At 70.7% G+C, this 24372-nt stretch carries 23 protein-coding genes and 1 other RNA gene; 16 read left to right on the top strand and 8 right to left on the bottom strand.

The annotated features are described in order from the left end of the window. The first annotated feature begins 148 nt into the window (after positions 1-148). Positions 149-1036, top strand: a complete 888-nt coding sequence (locus KZC56_RS14535; RefSeq protein ID WP_247638844.1) for a TIGR01777 family oxidoreductase — start codon at positions 149-151, stop codon at positions 1034-1036. Positions 1037-1099: 63 nt separating this feature from the next. Then, on the top strand, positions 1100-2053 hold the full coding sequence (locus tag KZC56_RS14530; RefSeq protein WP_136036162.1) for an L-lactate dehydrogenase: 954 nt from the start codon (positions 1100-1102) through the stop codon (positions 2051-2053). Between the two features lie 32 nt (positions 2054-2085). Here KZC56_RS14530 and KZC56_RS14525 read toward each other — a convergent pair whose 3' ends face one another. Further along, positions 2086-2850: an SDR family oxidoreductase gene (locus KZC56_RS14525; protein ID WP_247638843.1), complete on the bottom strand. Its 765-nt coding sequence runs from the start codon at positions 2848-2850 to the stop codon at positions 2086-2088. A gap of 100 nt (positions 2851-2950) precedes the next feature. Here KZC56_RS14525 and KZC56_RS14520 point away from each other — a divergent pair, with 100 nt between their 5' ends. Then, positions 2951-3787, top strand: a complete 837-nt coding sequence (locus tag KZC56_RS14520) for a helix-turn-helix transcriptional regulator (protein WP_136030234.1) — start codon at positions 2951-2953, stop codon at positions 3785-3787. Between the two features lie 12 nt (positions 3788-3799). Here the strand turns inward: KZC56_RS14520 and KZC56_RS14515 are convergent, their stop codons facing one another. Further along, positions 3800-4639: an aldo/keto reductase gene (locus tag KZC56_RS14515; protein WP_136036160.1), complete on the bottom strand. Its 840-nt coding sequence runs from the start codon at positions 4637-4639 to the stop codon at positions 3800-3802. A gap of 71 nt (positions 4640-4710) precedes the next feature. On the opposite strand from KZC56_RS14515, the gene KZC56_RS14510 reads away from it, so the two are divergent. The 6 genes from KZC56_RS14510 to rnpB all read left to right on the top strand — a co-directional run bounded on the left by KZC56_RS14510 (position 4711) and on the right by rnpB (position 8902). Then, positions 4711-5235, top strand: a complete 525-nt coding sequence (locus KZC56_RS14510) for a PadR family transcriptional regulator (protein WP_247638842.1) — start codon at positions 4711-4713, stop codon at positions 5233-5235. A gap of 25 nt (positions 5236-5260) precedes the next feature. Then, the gene (locus tag KZC56_RS14505) at positions 5261-5638 is read left to right on the top strand and encodes a hypothetical protein (protein WP_136030240.1); all 378 of its coding nucleotides are present in this window, start codon (positions 5261-5263) and stop codon (positions 5636-5638) included. Further along, a complete protein-coding gene (locus tag KZC56_RS14500; RefSeq protein ID WP_136030242.1) occupies positions 5638-6018 on the top strand; it encodes a YchJ family protein in 381 nt (126 codons plus the stop codon). The genes KZC56_RS14505 and KZC56_RS14500 overlap by 1 nt, the downstream gene beginning before the upstream one ends. A 36-nt stretch (positions 6019-6054) precedes the next feature. Then, on the top strand, positions 6055-6789 hold the full coding sequence (locus tag KZC56_RS14495) for a zinc ribbon domain-containing protein (RefSeq protein WP_136030244.1): 735 nt from the start codon (positions 6055-6057) through the stop codon (positions 6787-6789). A gap of 22 nt (positions 6790-6811) precedes the next feature. Then, entirely contained in the window at positions 6812-8512 is a 1701-nt protein-coding gene (locus KZC56_RS14490) for a bifunctional 3'-5' exonuclease/DNA polymerase (RefSeq protein ID WP_247638841.1), read from the top strand. Positions 8513-8535: 23 nt separating this feature from the next. After that, positions 8536-8902, top strand: an RNA gene (gene rnpB / locus KZC56_RS14485) — RNase P RNA component class A. Positions 8903-8958: 56 nt separating this feature from the next. On the opposite strand, the gene ppgK is transcribed toward rnpB, so the two are convergent. Then, a complete protein-coding gene (gene ppgK, locus KZC56_RS14480) occupies positions 8959-9705 on the bottom strand; it encodes a polyphosphate--glucose phosphotransferase (RefSeq protein ID WP_136036155.1) in 747 nt (248 codons plus the stop codon). 81 nt (positions 9706-9786) lie between these two features. On the opposite strand from ppgK, the gene KZC56_RS14475 reads away from it, so the two are divergent. From KZC56_RS14475 to KZC56_RS14460, 4 genes are read left to right on the top strand one after another with little or no spacing between them, the layout of a single operon-like run. Continuing rightward, positions 9787-10029, top strand: a complete 243-nt coding sequence (locus KZC56_RS14475; RefSeq protein WP_136030250.1) for an SPOR domain-containing protein — start codon at positions 9787-9789, stop codon at positions 10027-10029. 2 nt (positions 10030-10031) lie between these two features. Then, positions 10032-11369, top strand: coding sequence for a type I glutamate--ammonia ligase (glnA, locus tag KZC56_RS14470; protein ID WP_136030252.1), 1338 nt, complete (start codon positions 10032-10034; stop codon positions 11367-11369). Between the two features lie 8 nt (positions 11370-11377). Further along, positions 11378-14353: a bifunctional [glutamine synthetase] adenylyltransferase/[glutamine synthetase]-adenylyl-L-tyrosine phosphorylase gene (locus KZC56_RS14465; protein ID WP_247638840.1), complete on the top strand. Its 2976-nt coding sequence runs from the start codon at positions 11378-11380 to the stop codon at positions 14351-14353. Between the two features lie 47 nt (positions 14354-14400). Continuing rightward, positions 14401-15321, top strand: coding sequence for a diacylglycerol/lipid kinase family protein (locus tag KZC56_RS14460; RefSeq protein ID WP_247638839.1), 921 nt, complete (start codon positions 14401-14403; stop codon positions 15319-15321). Here KZC56_RS14460 and KZC56_RS14455 read toward each other — a convergent pair whose 3' ends face one another. The 3 genes from KZC56_RS14455 to glnA (KZC56_RS14445) all read right to left on the bottom strand — a co-directional run bounded on the left by KZC56_RS14455 (position 15322) and on the right by glnA (KZC56_RS14445) (position 19706). Then, positions 15322-16467: an AI-2E family transporter gene (locus KZC56_RS14455; RefSeq protein ID WP_136030295.1), complete on the bottom strand. Its 1146-nt coding sequence runs from the start codon at positions 16465-16467 to the stop codon at positions 15322-15324. Positions 16468-16563: 96 nt separating this feature from the next. Beyond that, entirely contained in the window at positions 16564-18102 is a 1539-nt protein-coding gene (locus tag KZC56_RS14450) for a serine/threonine-protein kinase (RefSeq protein WP_247638838.1), read from the bottom strand. Positions 18103-18281: 179 nt separating this feature from the next. Beyond that, entirely contained in the window at positions 18282-19706 is a 1425-nt protein-coding gene (glnA, locus tag KZC56_RS14445) for a type I glutamate--ammonia ligase (RefSeq protein WP_136030300.1), read from the bottom strand. 148 nt (positions 19707-19854) lie between these two features. Between glnA (KZC56_RS14445) and KZC56_RS14440 the strand changes: the two genes are divergently transcribed. Beyond that, the gene (locus KZC56_RS14440; RefSeq protein ID WP_372490597.1) at positions 19855-20283 is read left to right on the top strand and encodes an RDD family protein; all 429 of its coding nucleotides are present in this window, start codon (positions 19855-19857) and stop codon (positions 20281-20283) included. A gap of 24 nt (positions 20284-20307) precedes the next feature. Here KZC56_RS14440 and KZC56_RS14435 read toward each other — a convergent pair whose 3' ends face one another. Then, positions 20308-20796, bottom strand: coding sequence for an ATP-dependent zinc protease family protein (locus KZC56_RS14435; protein WP_136036632.1), 489 nt, complete (start codon positions 20794-20796; stop codon positions 20308-20310). An 18-nt stretch (positions 20797-20814) separates the two neighbouring features. On the opposite strand from KZC56_RS14435, the gene KZC56_RS14430 reads away from it, so the two are divergent. After that, positions 20815-22002 carry a RimK family alpha-L-glutamate ligase gene (locus tag KZC56_RS14430; protein WP_136030304.1) on the top strand — a complete coding sequence of 396 codons (1188 nt, stop codon included), beginning with the start codon at positions 20815-20817 and terminating at the stop codon, positions 22000-22002. Between the two features lie 57 nt (positions 22003-22059). On the opposite strand, the gene KZC56_RS14425 is transcribed toward KZC56_RS14430, so the two are convergent. After that, on the bottom strand, positions 22060-22770 hold the full coding sequence (locus tag KZC56_RS14425; protein WP_136030306.1) for a DUF4191 domain-containing protein: 711 nt from the start codon (positions 22768-22770) through the stop codon (positions 22060-22062). 160 nt (positions 22771-22930) lie between these two features. Between KZC56_RS14425 and KZC56_RS14420 the strand changes: the two genes are divergently transcribed. Further along, complete coding sequence (locus tag KZC56_RS14420; protein WP_247638837.1) at positions 22931-24367, top strand: hypothetical protein; 1437 nt, start codon at positions 22931-22933, stop codon at positions 24365-24367. Positions 24368-24372 lie beyond the last annotated feature (5 nt).

Raw genomic sequence — 24372 nt, 5'->3', positions numbered from 1 at the left:
TGAGTGCACGTCGACGCCATGTACATCAGGACGCAGCCCGTTCGCCGAAGAGGTCTACGATGGGTGCCAACCGTGGGGACTCCACCGTGGATGTCGTCGGTTCGATCCCGGCAGGGCCCACCGTCTCGAGGAGACCGGGGGAGCGACCATGGCGCGACGCATCGTCATCAGCGGGGCATCCGGCCTGATCGGCTCCGCCCTCGCGGCCTCGCTGCGCGGGGACGGGATCGAGGTCGACACGCTCGTGCGTCACCCGCCCCGGGAGGACGGCGAGCATCAGTGGATGCCCGGTGTGAGCTCCCTCAACCCCGACGTGCTCGCGGGTGCGGAGGCGGTCGTGGCCCTGGGCGGTGCCAGCGTCGGCCGGCTCCCGTGGACGCTGCGGTACCGCCGGGAGCTGGTGGAGTCCCGGCTCGATGCGACGCACACCCTCACGACGGCGCTGCGCTCGCTCGGCTCCGACGCTCCGGCGCTGGTCTCCGCGTCGGCCGTGGGCTACTACGGCTCCGCGCCGGGGGAGACCCTCACGGAGGACTCGCGGCCGGGCGACACGTTCCTCGCCGACCTCTGCGTGCGATGGGAGGCCGAGGCCAGACGGGTGGAGGACCTCACCCGGGTCGCGCTGCTGCGCACTGCCCCCGTGATCCATCGCCGCGGCGTCCTGCGGCCGCTGGTGCTGCTCACCCGGCTCGGGGTCGCGGGACCGCTGGGCCCTGGCACGCAGACGTGGCCCTGGATCTCGCTCGAGGACGAGGTGCGGGCGATCCGGCACACGCTCGACGCGAAGCTCACCGGTCCGGTGAACCTCGCGGGTCCGACGCCCGCCACCATGAACGACACCGGACGCGCCCTTGCCGCGCGGATGCATCGCCCGTACTGGCTTCGCGCTCCCCGGTGGGCGCTGCGCCTGACGCTCGGGGACGCGGCCGACTCGCTCCTGCTGCCGGATGCCGATGTGCGCCCGGAGGTGCTCGAGCGCTCGGGGTTCCGGTTCACCCACCGGACCGCGGCGGATGCGGTGGCCGCGGCGGTCTGACCTGCGCGCTTTCGCACGGCTCGCCCCCTCCCGGAGCGACGAGCCCGCTGTCAGTATGGGCGCATGGAGATCATCGAGAACTCGAAGCTCACGGTCGTGGGTGCGGGGAGCGTCGGCTCCAGCGTCGCGTACGCCGCACTGATCCGCGGCTCCGCCCGTCACGTCGCGCTCTATGACATCGCCACCGAGAAGGTCGAGGCCGAGGTGCTCGACCTCGCCCACGGGACCCAGTTCACCGGGTCGAGCGCGATCGTCGGCGGCAGCGACATCTCGGTCGCGGCCGGCTCGCACGTGGTGGTCATCACCGCCGGGGCCAAGCAGAACCCGGGGCAGACCCGCACCGAGCTGGCCGGGGTGAACGCGGGCATCATCCGGCGCATGATGCCCGACCTGCTCGCCGTCGCACCGAACGCGGTGTACGTCATCGTCACGAACCCGTGCGACGTGCTCACCGTGATCGCTCAGCAGGAGACGGGGCTGCCGCCGGAGCGGATCTTCGCCTCCGGCACGGTGCTCGATACGTCGCGTCTGCGATGGAAGCTCGCCGAGCGGGCGGGAGTGTCGACTGCGAGCGTGCACGCGCACATCATCGGCGAGCACGGGGACACGGAGTTCCCCCTGTGGTCCCGCGCCACGATCGGCACGGTGCCGATCCTGGAGTGGGAGACGCCAGGACACCCGCGGTTCACGCTGGAGGAGCTGGACGAGATCGCGGTGGAGGTGCGCGACGCCGCGTACAAGGTGATCCGCGGCAAGGGGGCGACCAACTACGCGATCGGGCTGTCGAGCGCGCGGATCGTGGAGGCCATCCTCCGCGACGAGCACGCCGTGATGCCGGTGAGCACGGTGCTGCGCGACTTCCACGGCCTGGACGGCGTCGCCCTGTCGGTACCGTCGATCGTGAGCGCCGCCGGGGCCGAGCCGATCCGCGCCACCTCCTTCTCGGAGCGCGAGCTGGAGCAGCTGCGGCAGTCGGCCGATGCTCTCACCGCGGTCGCGGGGTCCCTGCAGGCGTGAACTGGGGGCGGTGCGCGGGCACCGCCCCGGCCTCAGCGGGCGTGACGATCGGTGCTGTTGAGCGCGGCGACGACGCGGGCGTAGTCCCCCCTCGCCTCGGCGTGGCGCAGGAACTTGACGCGCTCGACCTGCACCTCGGGCGCCTCCGGGTCGGTCTCGATGAGCGCCATGACCTCGTCGGCGAACTCGTCGAGAGGCATCGCCGACTCGTCCTGCTCCTGCCCGGGCATGAGAGCGGTGCGAACCGCCGGCGGCTCCAGCTCGACGACGGAGATGCTCGTGCCGGCGAACTGCAGGCGGAGGGATTCGCTGAGCATATGGATCGCAGCCTTGCTGGCGTTGTAGGTCGGCGTCGCCTTGAGCGGGACGAACGCGAGCCCGGACGTCACGGTCATGATCGTCGCGGCGGGCTGCGTGCGGAGGTGCTCGACGAACGCGGCGATCAGACGGATCGGCCCGAGGACGTTGGTGGTCACGATCTCCTCGGCGGTCGCGAGGAAGCCGTCGGGTGAGCGCCAGTCCTCGGCGCGCATGATGCCCGCCATGGTGACGAGCACGTTCAGCGCCGGATGCTCGGCGAGGACGGTGCGGGCGGCTGCCTGGATGCTGTCGGCGTCCGCGGCGTCGATCTGCACGGTGTGGATGCCGGGGTGTGCGTCGGCGATCGCGGTGAGCCGGTCGGCGCGCCGCCCGCCGACGATCACGGTGTTCCCGCGTTCGTGGAGTCGGAGGGCCAGCGCGAGGCCGATGCCGCTGGTCGCGCCGGGGATGAAGATGGTGTTTCCGGTGATGTCCATGGTTCCAGCGTCGACGGCTGCGGCTGGACGCTCCAGAGAGGGATCGTCCAGGGACCGCCGATCCCTGGTTCGGGTGCCGCGGCAGGGGGATACTTCAGGAATGGATCGTGATGCGCTGGCCGACTTCCTGCTGCGCCGCCGGGAGGCGTTGACGCCCGCCGACGTGGGGCTGCCCGCGGGAGCGCGCCGCCGAACCGCCGGTCTGCGGCGCGAGGAGGTGGCCCAGCTGGCCACGATGTCGACGGACTACTACGCACGCCTGGAGCAGCGGAGGGGACCACAGCCGAGCGTGCAGATCCTCGGCTCGCTCGCCAGGGCGCTGCGGCTGACCGAGGACGAGCGCGACTACCTGTTCCGGTTGAGCGGCCACAGCGCCCCGGATCGCGTCACGGCGACCGACTACGTGCGGCCGGGGATCCTCCGGGTGCTGGACCGGCTGCACGACACGCCGGCGTTCGTGGTGTCGGTGCTCGACGAGGTGCTCGTGCAGAACGACGCCTCCCGGGCGCTGATCGGCGATGCGGGAAGCCTGACCGGGATGGATCGCAGCGGGATCTACCGCTGGTTCGCCTCCCCGGAGACGGAGCGCCTCCGCTATCGGGAGGTCGATCACGTGCGGCAGTCGCGGTCTCTCGTGGCGACGCTCAGGGCCGCGCACGCGGTCCCCGGTGCGCGCTCCCGCGCCTGCGAGATGGTCACGGCCCTCTCGGCCATGAGCGACGAGTTCGTGCGGTTGTGGGAGGCGCACGAGGTGAGCCGTCGCTTCGAGCAGCACAAGGTGATGGTGCACCCGGAGCTCGGCGAGATCGAGGTCGACTGCCAGGCGCTGTTCACGGAGGACGAGTCGCAGGCGCTGATCGTGCTGACCGCGCCGCGGGGGAGCGAGGCGGCCGGCAAGCTGGAGTTCCTGCGGGTGCTGGGGACGCAGACCGTCTGAGCGCTCCCGCGGTCAGGACTCCTCGTGGACGGCGGGGTCCGCGTCGAAGAGCCGTCCGTCCGGGCGACCGAGTGCGGTGATCGCGGCCACCTCGGCGTCGTCGAGCACGATCTCCGCCGCGGCGAGGTTGTCGAGCTGGTGAGCGAGCGACGAGGCCTTGGGGATCGCCACGGTCCCCCGGGCGACGTGCCAGGCCAGCACCGCCTGCGCCGGTGCGATGTCGTGTGCGGCGGCGACCTCCCTGATCACGGGCTCGTCGAGCAGCGCCTTCGCCCGGCCGATCGGACTCCACGCCTCGGTGATGATCCCCTGGGCGCGGTGGTGGGCGAGCTGCTCCTCCTGGGGGAAGTACGGGTGCACCTCGATCTGGTTGACCACGGGGCGGACGCCGGTCTCCCTCTCGATGCGCTCCAGGTGCTCCGGCAGGAAGTTCGACACGCCGATCTGCCGCACGACGCCGCGGGACTGGGCCTCGACGAGCGCCGTCCATGCGGGGACGTACTCGTCCTGGTGCGGGTTCGGCCAGTGGATCAGATGGAGATCGGTCGCATCGAGCCCGAGCCGGGAGCGGCTCTCCTCGATGCTGATCCGCGCCCGGTCCGCGGGGTGGTGTCGGCCGGGCAGCTTGGTGGTGACGATGATCTCGGCGCGGTCGACGTCGGCGGCGGCGACACCGCGCCCGACGGACCCCTCGTTCTCGTAGTTGAAGGCCGTGTCGATGAGGCGGTAGCCCGCGCCGATGGCCGCGGCGACGGCGTCGGCTCCCGCATCGCCGTCGAGGCGATAGGTGCCCAGCCCGATCGCGGGAAGGGTGAAGCCGTTGTGGGCGGTGACGGTGGGGATGGCGGGCATCGATGCTCCTTCGGTGGCTTGTGTTCAGCGTAGGCCTTGTCCGCAATATCCCTAAGAGGTATATCTGGAGCATGCAGTTCCTCATCCTCGGGATCCTTCTGGACGCTCCGCTCACGCTCTACGACGTGCACAAGCGGTTCCGCGCCGGGATCTCGCTCTTCTACGCCGCGAGCTTCGGAAGCATCCAGCGCGCCCTCCGTCAGCTCGAGTCGCAGGGCTGGGCACGCGTGGACGAGGCGGCCGCGAACGGTCGGGGAAGGAAGCTGTACCGCGTGACGGCGGAGGGGCGTCGGTCCTGGCACACGTGGATGACGTCGCCGCTCACCGGATCCGACCCCGAGCCCGTGATGCTCGCGCGGATCCACCTCCTGGGACACCTCCCGCCCGCGGAGCGTCCGCTGTGCGTCGAGGTCATCCGCACACGGATCGCGGAGGACCAGTCCCGGCTCGCCGCCCTGGCGGAGGAGCTCGATGCGACCGACGTGCCTGAGGCCGTGCGCGAGCTGTACCGCTTCCGTCGCGCGACCCTCGACTACGGTCTCCGCTCGCACGGGCTCGCGCTCTCCTGGCTCGACGATCTCGACCTGTCCGCATGACTCCCGACACCCTGGAGGTCTCCGCATGCTCGCCGTCGCTCTGACGGGCGCCCTCGTCCTTCTCGCGGCTCTGACGCTGTTCCAGGTCGCCCTCATCTTCGGCGCGCCGCTCGGCCGCTTCGCCTGGGGCGGTGCGCACCGCGTTCTGCCCGTGCGGCTCCGCGTCGGCAGCATCGTCTCGGTCGTCCTCTACGCCGGGTTCGCCGCACTGCTGCTGAGCCGTGCGGGAGTCATCGCCGGGGGTGAGCTGCCCGTCGTCGTCGTGTCGTGCTGGGTGCTGTTCGCGTACTTCGTGATCGGGATCCTGCTCAACGCGATCTCGCGGAGTCCCGCGGAACGGTGGACCATGACCCCGGTGTGCGTGATGCTGGCAGGCATGACCCTGATCGTCGCGCTCTCGTGATGTCGTCCGCACGCTGCCCCTGCGGCTCCGGCAACCCGTTCGACGAGTGCTGCGCGCCCCTTCTCGGAGGTGCGTCCGCTCCGACCGCTGAACGACTCATGCGCTCCCGCTACACCGCTTTCTCCCGGGCGGACGCCGCGTACCTGCTGCGCACCTGGCATCCGAGCACGCGGCCCCGCGACGTCGAGTTCGACCGGGGTCTGGAATGGCGTCGGCTGCTGATCGTCGACCGCGTGGCCGGGGGACCGTTCGACCGCTACGGCGTCGTGGAGTTCGAGGCGTTCTGGCGGCACGGCGCCGAGCGCGGCTCCCTGCGCGAGCGCAGCCGATTCGTCCGCGAGGGCCGGACGTGGCTCTACGTCGACGGCGTCATCGGCTGAGGCCCGGACGACGGCCGACCGACTAGATTTGAGAGCGTGAACGCCACCCCGGAGAACCAGCGCACCCTGCTCGACATCGCGGACCTCGACCGGCGCATCGCGCAGGCCGAGCGCGCCCGCACCCAGCCGAGTCAGGCGGCGCGGATCACCGAGCTCGTCGCCGTCCGCCAGGAGCAGCTCCGCGAGCTCACGGTTCTTACCGGCGCGCGGGACGATGCGCGGGCCGAGCTCGCGCGGCTGGAGTCCGACGTGTCCCTGGCCGAACAGCGTCGTGACCGCGACACCGCGCGTCTGGCGGCGGCGACCAACGCGAAGGAGGCGCAGGCGCTCGAGCACGAGCTCGCCAGCCTGGCCAAGCGCCTGAGCGACCTGGAAGACGCGGAGCTCGACGTGATGGGGCGCGTGGAAGAGGCCGATGCCGCCGTCGCCGCTCAGCAGGCGCTGCTCGACACGACCACGACCGAGGGCACGGCCCTGACCGCGCAGGCGAAGGCCGACGTGGCGGCGGCCACCGAGCTCGGCGCTCAGCTGACGCGTGACCGGGAGGCCGTCGCCGGCTCGATCCCCGCCCCGCTGCTGGCGGAGTACGACCGCCGCGCGCAGAACAGCGCGGGGGCGGCGCTCCTCACCCGCGGCACCTGCGAGGGCTGCCGCATGATGCTCCCTGGCACCGACCTCAACGAGATCCGCCGAGCCCCGGAGGACGCCGTGGTCTCCTGCCCCGAGTGCGGCTGCATCCTCGTCCGCACCGAGGAGTCGGGGCTCTCGTGAGCGCATCCGTCGTGCACCGCCGATGACGGTGCCGGCGTCGGGCACGGAGCGCCGCATCGCCCTGATCGCGCTCGGGGCGGCCGAGTACGCGGCGGTCGAGCTCGACGAGCACGACCGGGAGAGCGGTCGGACGCTCGTGCCCGCGGGCGAACTCGCGTCCTGGGTCGCCGCGACGGAGGCGGAGGACGGCCCCCGGTGGATCCTGCGCTCGGCCGCCGAGGTGTACGCACTGCTGCTGCGGGAGGGAGTCCGCATCGGCCGCAGTCACGACCTGGTCCTGTGCCATGCGATCCTGCGGGACACCGCGACGGTGCCCGCGCCGCTGCCTCCGTCTGCCGCCTGGGAGCCGCGGCAGCCCGCGGACGCGACGCCCTCCCTGTTCGACGTGTTCGACGAGGAATCGGGGGAGCCGGCGGTCGTCGCGGCCCTGGAGCAGTACCGCGCGCAACGCCGGGTGATCGCCGCCGCGCGGGACGGTCGGCTGACGCTCCTGTGCGCCGCCGAGTCCGCAGGTGGCCTGATCGCCGAGGAGATGCGCGCCGCCGGGTTGCCCTGGAACACCGAGGTGCACGACGCGATCCTCACCGAGGCCCTCGGCGCCCGGCCCGCGGGCGGCGGTCTTCCCCGGCACATGGTGGAGCGTGCGGACGAGGTGCGAGCGCTCCTCGGCGATGCGACTCTCCACCTGGACAGCCAGCCCAAGCTGCTGCGCGCCCTGCATCGCGTCGGAGTGCAGGTCGAGTCCACGAGCAAGTGGGAGCTGTCGACGCAGGAACATCCCGTCGTCGAACCGCTGCTGGCGTACAAGAAGCTGTCCCGGCTGCTGAGCGCGAACGGGTGGACGTGGCTGTCCGAGTGGGTGCACGAGGGGCGGTTCCGTCCGGTCTACATCCCCGGTGGCGTGGTCACGGGGCGCTGGGCCTCGGCCGGCGGGGGAGCGCTGCAGCTGCCGCGGAACCTGCGACCCGCCGTGCGGGCCGACCCCGGATGGACGCTGGTGGTCGCGGATGTCGCGCAGCTGGAGCCGCGGATGCTGGCGGCCATGGCGGCGGATGAGGCGATGGCCGAGGCGGCGCGCGGTGGCGACCTCTACGCGGGTGTCGTGGCGTCGGGCGCGGTCGCGACCCGTGAAGAGGGGAAGTATGCGGTGCTCGGGGCCATGTACGGCGCGACGAGCGGCGACAGCGGCCGTCTGGTGCCACGGTTGCGCCGCGTCTACCCGCGCGCCATGGCCCTCGTCGACGAGGCGGCGCGCACGGGCGAGGACGGCGGGATCGTCTCGACGTGGCTGGGCCGGTCGTCGCCGCGGCCGTCGGACGAGTGGATGCGGTTGCAGTCGGATGCGACGGCCGCGGAGGCCGATCCCGCCGTGGTGGCCCTCGCTCGTCGGCGAGCCCGGGACTGGGGACGCTTCACCCGCAACTTCGTGGTGCAGGGCACGGCGGCCGAGTGGTCGCTCATCTGGCTCGCCGAGATCCGACACCGGCTGCAGCAGCTGCCGCCCGTGTTCGGGGCCGCCGAGGCCTCCGGCCCGTTCGCCCGCGAGCCGCATCTGGCTTTCTTCCTGCACGACGAGATCATCGTGCATACCCCGCGCGAGCACGCCGAGGCCGCCGCGGCGGCGGTACGGGAGGCAGCGGAGGTCGCGACGACCCGCCTGTTCGGCACGTTCCCGATCGAGGTGCCGCTCGACCTGCGCATCGCGGATTCCGCGGAGAAGTGAGCGCCGTAGACTGGAGGGGCGAATGGGTCGGCTGGACGGTCGCGTGGCGGGTGACCGCACCGAGGAACGTCCGGGCTCCACAGGGCAGGGCGGTGGGTAACACCCACCCGGAGTGATCCGCGAGAAAGTGCCACAGAGAGCAGACCGCCCGTGATCCTCGGATCGCGGGTAAGGGTGAAAGGGTGGTGTAAGAGACCACCGGGGGCCGTGGTGACACGGCCCGCCAGGTAAACCTCGCCCGGAGCAAGGTCAGACAGAGGATGTTGACGCGGCCCGCCGAGTCCTCGGGTAGACCGCTGGAGCGGCACGGCAACGTGTCGCCGAGAGAGATGGCCGTCGAAGGGGCGAAGAACCCCGGAACAGAACCCGGCGTACAGGCCGGCCCATTCGCCCCACGAGGAAAGGCCCCGCAGATGCTCTGCGGGGCCTTCCACGTGTCGCTGGTGTCAGTCGCCGGCGAGTGACGCGGCGCCGATGATGCCCGAGTTGTTGCGGTGGATCGCCGGGACGATCGGGGTCTTGAGGTCGAGCAGCGGGAGGAAGTCGCCCGCGTTCTTCGACACCCCGCCGCCGACCACGAAGAGGTCGGGGCTGAAGATGAACTCGATGTGGGAGTAGAACTCCTGCAGCCGCTCCGCCCACTCGGCCCAGCTGAGGCCTTCGCGCTCGCGGGCGGAGGTGGCCGCCCAGGTCTCCACCGACTCGAAGCCGCGGAAGTTGAGGTGACCGAGCTCGGTGTTGGGCAGCAGCACGCCGTCGTAGAGGAAGGCCGAGCCGATCCCGGTTCCGAGAGTGGTGAGCAGCGTGAAGCCGATCACGTCGCGGGCGGCACCGTGGCGAGCCTCGGCCACACCCGCCGCGTCGGCGTCGTTCACGAACACGATGTTGCGGCCGAGCCCGTCGCGGAAGAACCGCTCCGCGTCGAAGTCGATCCACTTCTTCGACACGTTGGCGGCGGACAGGGTCTTGCCGCGCTTGACGATCGCCGGGAAGGCCACGCCGAGGGGGAGCGTCGACTCGTGCACGTCGAGGGTCTTGAGCACGGTCTGCACGGCGAGGAGCACGTCCTCCGGCGCCGCACCCTCCGGGGTGGGCACGCGTACCCGATCCGAGGCCATGGTGCCGTGTTCGAGGTCGACGATTCCCGCTTTGATACCCGTGCCGCCGATGTCGACGCCGATCGCTTTTGCCATGGCCGATAGCTTAGCGACCGCTGTGTGCGCCAGTAGGATCGATGACATCACCCGAACGACTCGCGGGAAGAAGGAGAAGCCATGACCGACGGCGATCACAAGTACTGGTACAACTCCGCCACGGGCGAGGTCGAGTTCGGCATGCTGTCGCCCTCGATCGACCGCGTCGGCCCCTTCGACACCGAGGCCGAGGCGCGTCGTGCGCCCGAGGTCCTCCAGGAGCGGTCGCGTGCCTGGGCCGAGGAGGAGGCCGCGGAGCAGGGCTGGGACGCGAAGCCGTCGAGCGGCTTCGGCTCCGACGCGAAGGGCCAGGGCGCAGAGTAGCCATGGACAAGCAGAGGGACTTCGTGCTTCGCACGATCGAGGAGCGCGGCGTCAAGTTCGTGCGGCTGTGGTTCACCGACGTGATCGGCACGCTGAAGTCGGTCGCGATCGCGCCGGCCGAGGTCGAGGGGGCGTTCGCGGAGGGCATCGGCTTCGACGGCTCGGCCATCGAGGGCCTCACCCGCACGTACGAGTCCGATCTGCTGGCGCAGCCCGACCCGACCACGTTCCAGACGCTGCCGTGGCGCGGGGAGATCGACCCGACGGCGCGCATGTTCTGCGACCTCACCACCCCGGACGGGCAGCCGGCGGTGGCGGATCCGCGTCACGTGCTCAAGCGCGCGCTCGCGAAGGCCGCTGACGCGGGCTTCACGTTCTACACGCACCCGGAGATCGAGTTCTACCTGCTCAAGTCCTCGTCGTTCGGGCCCGAGGGTCCGGTCCCGGTCGACTCCGCCGGGTACTTCGACAACGTGCCGGGCGGTACGGCCCATGACTTCCGGCGCCGCTCGGTGCGCATGCTCGAAGACCTCGGCATCTCGGTGGAGTTCAGCCACCACGAGGGCGGTCCCGGTCAGAACGAGATCGACCTGCGCTACGCCGACGCCCTCACCACGGCCGACAACGTCATGACGTTCCGCACCGTGATCAAGGAGGTGGCCATCGAGCAGGGCGTGTACGCCACGTTCATGCCGAAGCCGCTCAGCGGTCAGCCCGGCAGCGGCATGCACACGCACATGTCGCTGTTCGAGGGCGATCAGAACGCGTTCTACGAGGAGGGGGCGAAGTACCAGCTGTCCAAGACGGGCCGTCACTTCATCGCCGGGCTCCTGCGGCACGCGAACGAGATCTCCGCCGTGACCAACCAGTTCGTCAACTCGTACAAGCGGCTGTGGGGCGGCGACGAGGCCCCCAGCTTCATCACGTGGGGTCACAACAACCGTTCGGCGCTCGTCCGGGTGCCGATGTACAAGCCGAACAAGGGGCAGTCGTCGCGCGTGGAGTACCGCGCGCTCGACTCGGCCGCGAACCCCTACCTGGCTTACGCGCTCATGCTCGCCGCAGGCCTCAAGGGCATCGAGGAGGGGTATGAGCTGCCGCCGGAGGCCGAGGACAACGTGTGGGCGCTGAGCGACGCCGAGCGCCGTGCGCTGGGCTACTCCGCCCTGCCCGCGAGCCTCGACCACGCGCTGGAGTACATGGAGGAGTCCGAGCTCGTGGCCGAGACGCTGGGCGAGCAGGTGTTCAACTACGTGCTGCTCAATAAGCGCAAGGAGTGGGAGGCGTACCGCGGCCAGGTCACGCCGCTGGAGCTGAAGAACAACCTCGAGCTCCTCTGAGGCGCGGCATGGCCCGACCCGACGCCTCCGTCTCGCTCTCCGCGCTCGCACGGATCGGTTTCTCCGAGCTGTCCGAGGCCGCCGCGTCGCTGGCAGAGCTGGAGTCGTTGCTGGACCGACCCCGTGCGGGGCTGCTCGACGGCATGGGCGCCGCAGACCCGGATGCCGCGGTGCGCGGTCTGCTCCGGGTGGCGCGCCGTGACCCGGAGGCGGTGCGGCCGCTCGTCGACGATGCGGAGACGCGCCGCACGGTGTGGCGGGTGTTCGGCGCCTCGACCGGGCTCGCCGAGTTCTTCCTGCGCCACCCCGCACAGCTCTCCGTGCTCGGTGAGCCCGTGTCGGCGCTGCCATCGGCCGACGCGCTGCGCAGCCGCCTCCTCGCCGCCGTGGACGCCAGCGACGGTGTCGCGGCGGCGGGCGACGACGACGCGGTGGTGGCGGTGCGCGTGGCGTATCGGCGTGAGCTCGCCGCGATCGCCGCGTTCGACCTCGCGCACGAGCGCCCGGAGGACGCGGTGCCCGCGGTCGCCGCGGCGCTGGCCGACCTCGCCGGTGCGGCGCTGGAGGCGGCGCTGGCGGTAGCGCGGGCGCGGCTGCGCGCGAGCACCGGCCACGACGAGCTCGCCGCGACCCGGCTCGCGATCATCGGCATGGGCAAGGCCGGCGCGCGGGAGCTGAACTACGTCAGCGACGTCGACGTCATCTTCGTCGCGGGAACCGCCGATGACGCGGTCGTGTCGGAGGCGCGGGCCATCGACATCGCGACGCGACTGGCGCGCGAGACGATGCGTGCCCTCAGCGCGATCGAGGTCGAGCCGCCCCTGTGGGAGGTCGATGCGGCGCTGCGGCCCGAGGGCAAGCAGGGGGCGCTGGTGCGCTCGCTCGCCTCGCACGCCGCCTACTACGACCGCTGGGCGAAGGGGTGGGAGTTCCAGGCGCTGCTGAAGGCACGGCCGCTCGCGGGAGACCCCGTGCTGGGCGCGGAGTACATCGCGGCCGTGCAGCCCCTCGTGTGGTCGAGCGCCGCGCGCGAGGAGTTCGTCGAGAACGTGCAGCGCATGCGCGAACGGGTCATGGAGCACATCGATCCGGAGGACGCGCCGTACCAGCTCAAGCTCGGCGCGGGCGGTCTGCGCGACATCGAGTTCACGGTGCAGCTCCTGCAGCTCGTGCACGGGCTGACCGACGAGACGCTGCGCACCCGCGGCACGCTGGAGAGCCTCGACGCCCTCGTCGACGGCGGGTACATCGGCCGTGCGGACGCGGCGACCTTCGCCGCCGACTACCGCGTGCTGCGGCTCATGGAGCACCGGCTGCAGCTGCGCGAGCTCTCCCGCACGCACCTGATGCCCCGCACGCCGGCCGGACGACGGTTCCTCGCCCGCGCGACCGGACTGGCCGACAGCGGCGACGCCATCTGGGCGCGCTGGGAGGCCGTGCGCCGCGAGGTGCGCGAGATCCACACGCGCCTGTTCTACCGCCCGCTGCTGAGCGCGGTCGCCGGTCTGCCGGAGGAGGAGCGCACGCTGTCGCTGGAGCAGGCGCACGACCGGCTCGCGGCGATCGGGTTCCGCGACCCGGCCGGGGCGCTGCGCCACATCGGTGCCCTGACGCGAGGGTTGAGCCGCAAGGCCACGATCCAGCGGCACCTGATGCCGATCATGGTGCGCTGGTTCGCCGACGGCAGCGACCCGGACTACGCGCTCCTGGCGTTCCGTCGCATCAGCGAGCGGCTGGGCGACACCTCGTGGTTCCTGCGGATGCTGCGGGATTCCTCCGGCGCGGCCGAGAGCCTCACGCGGCTGCTGTCGTCGTCGCGCTACATCGGGGAGCTGCTCGAGTGGATCCCGGAGTCCGTGGCCTGGCTCGACAGCACGGAGCGCCTGCGACCACGTGGCGCGGAGGCGCTGGACGAGGAGGCGCGGGCGATCCAGACGCGGCACGAGACGGTCGCGGACGCGCTGCGAGCGGTCAGGGCCCTGCGGCGGCGCGAGCTGCTGCGCACGGCCATGGGCGCGGTGCTCGACGTGCTCACGATCGAGGAGGTGGCGACGGCCCTCACCGACATCACCGCCGCGACGATCCAGGCCGGGCTGCGCGCGGTGATGCGTGAGGTCGTGCCGCCGGAGGACGCGGCGCTCGACTTCGCCGTGATCGCGATGGGCCGGTTCGGCGGTGGCGAGCTCGGGTTCGGCTCCGACGCGGACGTGCTGTACGTGTACGACGCGAACGGCGTGGATCCGCAGCGCGCCGAGAAGCTCGCCACGAAGATCGTGGCGGGTCTGCGCGAGCACCTCACCGACCACCGGCTGCCGCTGGAGCTCGACGCCGGACTGCGTCCGGAGGGGCGCAACGGTCCGCTGGTGCGCTCGTTCGACGCGTACACGGCGTACTACCGTCGCTGGTCCCTGTCGTGGGAGGCGCAGGCGCTGCTGCGCGCGCAGGGCGTCGCGGGGAGCGTCAAGCTGATCGCGCGGTTCACGGAGCTCGCCGATTCGATCCGCTACCCCGACACGGTCGACCTCCAGGGGCTGAGGGAGATCAAGCGCATCAAGGCGCGGGTCGAGGGGGAGCGGCTGCCGCAGGGCACGGATCCGCGGCGGCACCTCAAGCTCGGACCGGGAACCCTGAGCGACGTGGAGTGGCTCGTGCAGCTGCTGCAGCTGCAGCATGCGGCGCAGGTGCCGGGACTCCGCACCACCTCGACACTGCGGGCGCTGGACGCGGCGGTCGCTGCCGGGCTCGTGGAGGAGGAGGACGCGGAGCGTCTGCGGGCCGCCTGGCTGCTGTCGAGCCGGCTCCGGTCGGCCATCACCCTGCTCACCGGACAGACCAGCGACGTGCTCCCGGCCGACCGCCGGCAGCTCGACGCGCTGGCGCGGCTGCTGGGCTACCCGAACCGCGCGGCCACGCAGCTCGAGGAGGACTACCTGGGTGTCACGCGCCGGGCTCGGCGGACCTTCGAGCACCTGTTCTACGGGTGACTGTCAACCGAGTTGCGGGAACGGCTCCGGTCGCCCAGGCTGAGCGCATGACGTCTTCTCCTCTGGCAGTGATCTGGAACCCCACGAAGTCGGACAGGGCGGTTCTCGAGGAGGCCGTCCGGCTCGCGTTCGGCGACGACGCGGAGGTCCGCTGGTGGGAGACCACCCCGGAGGACGCGGGCCGTGGCATGGCGGCGGAGGCGGTCGCGGAGGGCTGCGACCCGGTCATCGCGGTGGGCGGAGACGGGACCATCCGAGCGGTCGCGGAGGCCCTCGCGGAGACCGGGGTCGCCCTCGGCATCGTGCCGCAGGGCACCGGCAACCTCCTGGCCCGCAACCTCGGTATCCCCCTGGAGGGCGTCCTTCCCGCGCTGGAGCACGTCCGCGACAGCGAGCCGCGGAACATCGACCTCGGATGGGTCGAGATCGACGGGGAGGAGCACGCGTTCTCGGTCATGGTGGGCTTCGGCGTCGATGCCCAGATGCTGGTGGAGACCAATGACGACCTCAAGGACCGCGCGGGATGGCTCGCGTACGTCGAGGCGATGGGCCGGGCACTCGCCGGCACGGAGATGACCGACATCACGCTGCAGCTGGACGACGGTGAGCCGCAGGAGCTGCGTGGGCACACCCTCCTGATCGGAAACTGCGGCATGTTGCAGGGCGGTATCCGACTGCTGCCCGACGCCCTCGTCGACGACGGGCTCCTCGACATGCTGCTGATCAGCGCCGACGGTCCGCTCCAGTGGCTCGACACCGTCCGCTCCGTGGTGTGGGACAACGGCATCCGACGGATTCTCGGGAGTGTCGATCAGGCGGTGAGCACGGACTCCACCACGCACGTCTCCGCCGAGCGCATCGAGGTGCGCCTTGCGGCTCCGCAGATGTTCGAGATCGACGGCGAGGAGGTCGGGGAGATCTCGTCGTTCGCGGTGCGCGTGCAGGCGGGCGCCGTCACCGTCCGCTGATCACGCGACCGTCACGGCCGGTGGTGTCTTCTTCCGGTCCTGTGTCGGGAACACGACCTTCTGCACGATGATGATGATGCTCGCCGCGATCGGGATGGCCACCAGCGCGCCGAGGATCCCGCCGAGCGCACCACCCGCGACGGCCGCGATCACCACGAGAGCCCCCGGAACGGCGACCGCGCGGCTCATGATGCGGGGCGATAGCACGTATGCCTCGATCTGCATGTACACGAGGTAGTAGATGATCGCGATGAGCGCGGTCGTGGGCGACTCGAACAGGCAGATCAGCGAGATGATGATCGATGCCGACAGGGTTCCGACGAGCGGGATCATCGAGCCGATGAAGGCGATGAGGGCCAGCAGCGCCGGCACCGGTGCGCCGATGATGCTGAGGAAGATCAGGCTGAGCACGCCGTTGGTCAGGGCGAGGCTCGCCTGACCGATCACGTAGCGACCGACCGCGCTCGAGACGTCCTCCAGGAGTTCGCTGAACGTGTCGCGCTGGTAGGCGGGCACGAAGCGAGCGGCGACACGCTTCATGCTGCGCAGCGACGCCATGAAGTACAGCGTCAGGATCAGGACGATGGTGACGCCGGTGATGCCTCCGGCGATCCCGGCGCCGACCGCGAAGACACCGCCGCCGATGTCGAAGAAGTTGTCGGGGTCCTGCACGAAGCCGAGCACGCCGTTGACGGCATCGGTGATGGTCGAGCCGAACTGGGCGCTCATGTCCTTGTACCAGTCCGTCTTCATGAAGTCCTCGATCATCTTCGGACCGTCTTTGATCAGGTTGGTGATCTGTTCGACGAGGATCGGGACGATGGCGAGGATGATCCCGGCGAACGCGAGGACGACGCCGGCGACGACGATCGCGACGGCGGCGGGACGGGGGAGCTTGCGCTCGATGCTGGTGACGATGGGGTCGAGTCCGAGCGCGAGGAAGATCGCGACGCCGATGTAGACCAGCACGGTCGCGAGCTGATTGACGATGCCGCCGATCGCGAGAGCGACCAGGACGCCCAGGGCTCCCAGCAGCCCGAACATGAACGGGTTCGCTCTCGCCCCTGCGACCACCGAAGTGGGGGAGCGGCGCTGGGCCGATACGGTCTGCGCCTCGTCGGTCGCGATGATTCTCCTGCGGCGCATGTCCCCTCCAACTGTGCGTGCTCGCACTCGATCTTGCTCCACACCGGGGCCCGGCGCGCTCAGCGACACCCGAGGGCGTGCGGCTGAACGCCGGGCCTAGTCGTTCGAGCCCTTGCCCTGCGAGCCTGTGCCCTTATCGCCCTTGCCGGGCGTCTCGACCGCGGCTCGATCGTCCGTGGTCGGCGAACCCTGGTCCGCGGAACCCGGCTTTCCGCCCCTCGTGCCCTCGCCGTTGCCTTTCGCTCCTTTGCCTTTGCCCTTGCCGTTGTCCTGCTGTGCAGCCGGGTTGTCGTCGGCATGGTCGGCCGAGTGCTCGTCGCCGACGGACTCGACGGTGAGGGACTCGGCGGGGGCGGGAGCGACGGCCGCGGGCACCTCGACGACGGTGGGCGGGGCCGTCTCGGCGGCCGTGGGCGACTCGACGGAGGAGATCCCGCTGAGGACGGCGCCGGAGCTCGCCACGGCCTGTGGGGCCTGGCCCGACAGCGACACCGCGACCGTGGTGACGGCTCCGATGGCGACGACGGCGGCGAAGAGCAGACTGTCGCGTCGCCGCGGTGTCCGGCGCGGTGCAGCGACCGCACGGGCGGCGAGCCGCCGCCGGGCCTGGGCACGGGTGAGCGGCCGAGCCGGAGCCGCGGGGGCGGGGAGCGACGGCACGGGAGGGATGACCAGCGGGGCGACGGGCGCCGAAGATGCGGCGGGCGAGGGGAAGCCGGGAACGGGCAGGACACGCGTGGCGGCGGGCGCGACGACGGCGGGAAGGGGAGCGGTGGCGCGCTCGTCGGCCTCCGCGAGTGCTTCGCTCAACCGCCGCAGCTCGACCGCGACCTCGGCGGCGTGCGGCCGTTCGGCCGGGTCGATGCTCGTCATCGCGGTGAGCAGCCTCCCCCAGTCCTGTCCGAGCGACGCGGGAACGTCCGGCGCCAGGTGCAGGCGGGCGAGGGCGGTCTCGACGCTCAGGGTGGGCGCGAAGCCGGGTGTGCCGGTCAGTGCCTCCAGGAGCACAAGGCCCAGCGCGTAGATGTCGACCGACGGCCGTACCTCGCCGTTGCGCAGCTGCTCGGGCGCCATGTACGTGAGGGTGCCGAGGACGATGCCCGGCGCGGTGACCCGCGACGTGTCGATCATGCACGCGATCCCGAAATCCGCGAGCTTCGCCGTCCACCGGTCGCTGCCCGACGTCGGCGGGGTGAGGAGAACGTTGGAGGGCTTGACGTCACGGTGCACGATGCCCGCCGCGTGAGCGGCATGGAGGGCGGAGGCGACGTCGGCACCGATCGTCGCGACCTCCTGGGGGGTCACGGCGGAGCGGGAGAGGCGGCTGCTGAGCGTGGGGCCGGGAACGAACTCCATCACCAGGTACATCGCCCGGCCGGGGTCGAGGCGGGCGTCGAGGAGCGTGACCAGGTTGGGGTGATTGAGGGAGGCGAGGAGCGCCTTCTCGGAGTGCGCGCGGTCCGTCGAGGTCACGGCATCGTCCGAGGTGCGGAAGATCTTGACCGCGACCGTGCGCTCCAGCGCGATGTCCTCGGCGCGGTACACGGTCGCCATGCCGCCGACGCCCACGGCATCGCCCAGCCGGTATCGGCTGTCGAGCAGAGCCTCGGTCGGCGTCGCCTCCTGCGTCCACATGGTGCAGCCTCCCCGTCGCCGGGTCGGGTAGCCCGGCGACTCTCTCACGCTAGGGCCCTGCACGATTCCCGTCTTCGGGCTTGACTCCGGGGCAGGGACCTGCAAGAGGGTGTGTGGAATGACCCCCGGACACGCGGAAGCGCCCGCCAGGAATCCCGGCGGGCGCTTCGCGGTGCGGGTCAGACCCCGAAGTACAGCTCGTACTCGAACGGGTGCGGACGCTGCGCGATCGGCAGGATCTCGTTCTCGTACTTGTAGGAGATCCAGGTCTCGATGAGCTCCTCGGTGAACACGCCGCCCTCGAGGAGGAACTGGTGGTCGTTGCGGAGTGCCTCGAGCGAGTCGAGCAGCGAGTTCGGCACCTGCGGGATGTTCTTGGCCTCCTCGGGCGGAAGCTCGTAGAGGTCCTTGTCGACCGGCTCGTGCGGCTCGATGCGGTTCTTGATGCCGTCGAGACCTGCCATGAGCTGCGCTGCGAAGGCGAGGTACGGGTTGCCGGAGGCGTCGGGAGCGCGGAACTCGATGCGCTTGGCCTTCGGGTTGGAGCCCGTGATCGGGATACGGATCGCGGCGGAGCGGTTGCCGGCCGAGTACACCAGGTTGACCGGAGCCTCGAAGCCCTTCACCAGACGGTGGTAGCTGTTCAGCGTCGGGTTCGTGAAGGCGAGCAGCGCGGGAGCGTGCGCCAGGATGCCGCCGATGTACCAGCGGGCGATGTCGCTGAGCTGGCCGTAGCCGGCCTCGTCGTAGAACAGCGGCTTGCCGTCGTTCCACAGCGACTGGTGCGTGTGCATGCCGGAGCCGTTGTCACCGTAGAGCGGCTTGGGCATGAAGGTGGCGACCTTGCCCCACTCCTCGGCCGTGTTCTTCACGATGTACTTGAACTTCAGGATGTCGTCCGCCGAGTGCACCATCGTGTCGAAGCGGTAGTTGATCTCCTGCTGGCCCGCCGTGCCGACCTCGTGGTGCGAGCGCTCGAGGATGAAGCCGGCCTCGATCAGCTTGAGCGTGATGTCGTCGCGCAGGTCGGCCGTCTTGTCGACCGGGCTCACGGGGAAGTAGCCGCCCTTGTACGGGGTCTTGTTGGCGAGGTTGCCGCCCTCCTCCTCGCGACCGGTGTTCCACGCGGCCTCCTCGGAGTCGACCTTGTAGAAGCTCTCGCCCGCCGTGACGGAGTAGCGCACGTCGTCGAAGATGTAGAACTCGGCCTCGGGCGCGAAGTACGCGGTGTCGGCGATGCCGGTCGACGCGAGGTACTTCTCGGCCTTCTTGGCGACCTGACGCGGGTCCTTCGAGTAGATCTCGCCGGTGCGCGGGTTGTAGATGTCGAAGATCATCACGAGGGTGCTCGCCTCGCGGAACGGGTCCATGTAGGCCGTCGTCACGTCGGGGATGAGCTGCATGTCCGACTCGTGGATGCTCGCGAAGCCGCGGATCGAGGAGCCGTCGAACAGCTGCCCGTCCGTGAAGAAGGCCTCGTCGACCGTCGCCGCAGGGATGTTGAAGTGCTGCTGCACGCCAGGGAGATCGGTGAACCGGATGTCAAGGAATTTGACGTCGTTCTCCTTGATGTAGGCCAGTACCTCGGACGAATCTTTGAACATGTAACGACTCCTGTGATGCGGATCGATGGCTTCGGGGCCATTCTGCACAGTACGGACGGGGGATTTCTCCACGGTATCCGCTTTGTTTCGAGCGTGTTACAGCGTGAGGGCGGAAGGGGCGGTTCCGGCGGCTCGGTAGGCTGGTGTGGTGACGGATGCGGTGAACAGGTACCCCGGTGAACGACTCGGACTCCCGGAGTCGGGAACGGGAAGCATTGCCCGTCCCGGACGACGCATCGGCGCTCTCGTGATCGACTATGCGGCCGCCACGATCATCGCCACCGGCTTCCTCGGGTTCGACCAGTTCGCGCTGCCGTCCGAGGCGGGTCTGACGCAGTTCGCCCCGCTGCTGGTGTTCGCGGTCCTGCAGATCCTGTTCATCCCCACCGCGGGGGGTAGCCCGGGTCACCGCATCCTCGGCATGCGCCTGGTGCGTCTCGACGGCGCCTGGATCGGGCTGTGGCGGCCGGTCGTCCGCACGCTGCTGCTGCTCGTCGTGATCCCGGCGGTCGTCTGGGATGCGGATCAGCGCGGTCTGCACGACAAGGCGGTCGGCACCGTCCTCATCCGCGCCTGAGCCGCGTCGGGTCGCCCGCTTGCCTCAGACGCGTCCCCGGTTGCGGCGGCGTGCCTCGCGCGGTGCCCTTCCACCGAGGAACGAGCGCGCGGGGTCCACGACGTAGCCGTGACGCAGGGCCTCGCGACCGATGAGCATGCGGAACCCCATCTCGTCCCGGTTGCTGAGGGTGACCTCGGCCAGCACCTCGCGGTCGACCAGGCGGATGATCAGTTGCACCACCAGACGCTCCTGCGCGTGCCCGGACGAGCTGCGCACGGCGCGGCGATCGTGCACAGGGCACTCGACGACGACCGCGTCGTCCTGGCTGTCCTGCCACGGGTTCACCCGGAAGCGGACCCACGCCTCGCCCTCACGCTCGAACTCGTGCACGTCGAACGCGTGCAGCGATGAGGTGCGCGCGCCGGTGTCGATCTTCGCCTTGATCCAGTCGACGCCGAGATCGGGCAGGCTGACCCACTCTCGCCACCCCGTGAGGGTGTTTGAATGGGTAGACCTACTCACCTGATACATCCTGGCAGGAAATCCCCCGTGAAGATCGCAGTGCTGTCCCGTGCGCCGCAGGCGTACTCCACCCAGCGCCTCCGGGCCGCCGCGCTGCAGCGGGGGCACAACGTCAAGGTGCTGAACACCCTTCGCTTCGCGATCGACCTCACCTCCGATGAGCCCGACCTGCACTACCGGGGACGCCAGCTGAGCGACTACGACGCGATCCTGCCGCGCATCGGGAACTCGATCACCTACTTCGGTACGGCGGTGGTCCGCCAGTTCGAGCAGATGGACGTGTACACCCCGAACACTGCCAACGGCATCTCGAGCGCGCGCGACAAGCTCCGCGCCAACCAGATCCTCTCCCGGCACAACATCGCGATGCCGCCCACCGCTTTCGTGCGCAACCGCGCCGATGTGCGCCCGGCGATCGAGCGCGTCGGCGGTGCCCCGGTCGTGATCAAGCTGCTCGAGGGCACGCAGGGGATCGGCGTGATCCTCGCCCCACAGGTCAAGGTCGCCGAGGCGATCATCGAGACCCTGCACTCCACGAAGCAGAACGTGCTGATCCAGAAGTTCATCTCCGAGAGTCGTGGGCGCGACATCCGTGCGCTGGTCGTGGGCGACCGTGTGGTCGCGGCGATGCGGCGGTCGGCGGCCGGCGACGAGTTCCGCTCGAACGTGCACCGCGGCGGATCGGTGGAGGCGATCGAGCTCGACCCGGTGTACGAGCGGGCGGCCGTCCGTTCGGCGCAGATCATGGGGCTGCGGGTGGCGGGAGTGGACATGCTCGAGGGCGACGAGGGACCGCTCGTCATGGAGGTGAACTCCTCGCCGGGACTGCAGGGCATCGAGACGGCCACGAAGCTCGACGTCGCCGGCGCCATCATCGACTACATCGCCGGGCAGGTGGCGTTCCCCGAGATCGACGTGCGACAGCGCCTGACGGTGTCGACGGGGTACGGCGTGGCGGAGCTGATGGTGCACGGCGCCGCCGACCTGGTGGGGAAGACCCTGGGTGAAGCCGGACTGTGGGAGCGTGACATCACCGTGCTCACGCTGCACCGCGGGGTGAGCGTGATCCCGAACCCGCGCAAGCACGTCGTGCTGGAGGCGGACGACCGGTTGTTCTGCTTCGGCAAGCTCGAAGAGATGCGCTCGATGATCCCGGAGCGTCGTCGTCGCCGGGCGAAGGTGCGGCGCCTGCCGAAGCAGCCGCTGTCGGAGTGACGACGCGCGGCCGCCCTCCGAGGAGGACGGCCGCGCGTCGATCGTGCGGTGTGCGGGTCAGCGCGGACGCTGCGGGCGCACCTTGGTGGGGTCGATGCCCTTCGGGATCGGCAGCGACGAGAGCGACTGCGACACGGAGTCGACGCGACGGATCACCGCGGCCATGGTGGCCTTGTCGATGGCCTTGGGAAGCTTCTTGATGGTCTTGGCGAGGTCGGCGATGGGCACCTCGTCCTCGCCGTGCCCGACGTAGAGCACGGTCACGGGGACACCGTGCGCGACGCGCTGCGCCTTGCTCCGCTCCTCGTTGACCAGGCGCGTGAGGCGGCCGCGGGCACCTTCGCCGACCACCACGATGCCGCCGCGACCGATCGTGCGGTACACGGCCTCCTGGGTCTTCGGGTTGATCCCCACCGGGGTCTCCGATGCCTGCCAGCGACGCCCGAGACTGGTGCTCAGCACGTGACCGGTCGCCCCGGGCATGCCGTCGATCTTGGTGTACATCGCCGAGGTCGACAGTCGCGTCATGAGGAACAGCGCGCCGAGCACGCCCAGCATGAGGCCGGTGATGCCCCAGAGCACGAGGGTCCACACCTGGAACGGCGGGATGAGGTAGCCGGCGACGAGGCCGAGCAGGATGCCGCCGACGAGGATGCCGGCCTGCGCCCAGGGGAGCCACGGGTAGGCCTCGCGCGTGAACCGGAAGAGGGACTTGATCTGGGAGAAGAACCCAGGACGCTTCTCGGGTTCGGGAGCACGCTTTGCCATGACATCCAGCCTACCGAGTCCCGGACCCTGACGATGTCGTCGTTCGCGCGGAGCGGAGCAGCACGAGGACTCGCTCTGCACAGCCAGCCGCAGCCGGCGGACCTTTCCGCTCACGCCGTGGATGGCTCCGGGCGCACGATCCCTCGGGTGAGATGGGCGCATGACCGACGCCCAGACGATCGAGACGGCCCCACCGCCCCTGCTGGCACGAGCGCACCGCACGCTGCGGATGCTGTCGTCGCCGGACACCCCCTTCGCGGGGGCGCTCGTCACCAGCGGCGACGGCGTGGCGGTGCGGTGTCCGAGCGAGGAGCTCGCGGGATGGGCGGGCTGGCACTTCGCGGGCGCACAGCACGTCGCCGGACCGCTGGACATCGTCCGACGTGCGGACGGCCACGATGTGCTGCTGCCCTGGTGCACCGATCGGTTGCAGGCGTTCATCGACCGACGGTCCGCCTCGGGGCAGCGGTTGCGTCAGGGTGAGGTGTGCACGGTGGCGGTGAGTCTGCTGCGCGGCATCGGTGAACTGGCGCGCGTGGGCAGCGGCGTCGAGGGTACGTGGTGGCTCACCGACGGCGGGCGACCCCTGTTCGTCATCGGTGAGGGGAGCGGGATCCGGTCCGCAGCGGCGACGATCGTCGAGACGCTCAGGGACTGCGAGACCGATCGAGCGCTGAGGCGTGTTCTCGACCGGGTGGGGGATGGACTGCGCGAACGACTGGAGCACCCCCGGGTTCCGCGGCGGCTTCTCGACGAGTGGGAGTGCGAGCTTCTCGCCCTCGTGTCCCCACGTCCCCTGGAGCATCAGACGACGAAGCCGGTGCGGGCGCGAGACCTCTCCCGCGTCGTCGAGCCCGCTGTGGGCGGGGTCGCCCCGACGCGGAGGAGCCTCGCGACGCGGAGGTCCGCGGTCCGTACCCCACGGACCACCCGGGCGAGAGTCCGCAGCGCCGTGCGGATGTTGCGGGAGGACATCGCGTCGCGGATCGCCGACGCCAGGGAGGCCGTCCGCGTGCGGCGGGCGACGAGCGGTAGGGGGCGGGATCGGGCCGCGGCTCCCCGCGCACCTCGTCGCCGACTGCTGTTGATCGCGGCAGCGGGTGCGGCCGTCGTGCTCGTGGGCGGGCTGATGTGGCCGAGCGGCGACGGCGGGAGCGACGCCCGAGGTGCCTCCACCGCGGCGGGGACGGCGCCGACGCCGACGTCGACCGGGGATGGTCGGGCGAAAGGCGGGTCATCGACGACAGGAGCCGAGCACGCGTCTGCTGCCCCCACGCCGCGCGTCGCGGACGCGGGCGACCCCGCCGCCGCCGTCCCGACGCTCGTCTCCGCCGCTGAGGCCTGTCACTCCGCCGGGGACGCGGAGTGCGTCGCCGCGATCGCGCCCGGTTCCGCAGGAACCGTCGACGCCGTGCGCGCGCTCAGCGGTGAGCTCACGGTCGAGCTGGTCGACGAGTACGGCGACGTCGCGGTCACCCGCGTCGCTCGGCCGGCGGAGGCGGACGCCGCGAGTCCCACCGCGATGGTCGTACTCGTGCGGCAGGACGACAAATGGCTGGTCCGCGACGTGTACGACGTCGCGGACCAGCCAGAATGATCGTT

The sequence above is a fragment of the Microbacterium sufflavum genome, from assembly GCF_023091155.1.
Classification (GTDB): domain Bacteria; phylum Actinomycetota; class Actinomycetes; order Actinomycetales; family Microbacteriaceae; genus Microbacterium; species Microbacterium sufflavum.
The sequence above is the reverse complement of the archived record's forward strand: the minus strand, read 5'-3'. Positions and strand labels throughout refer to the sequence as shown.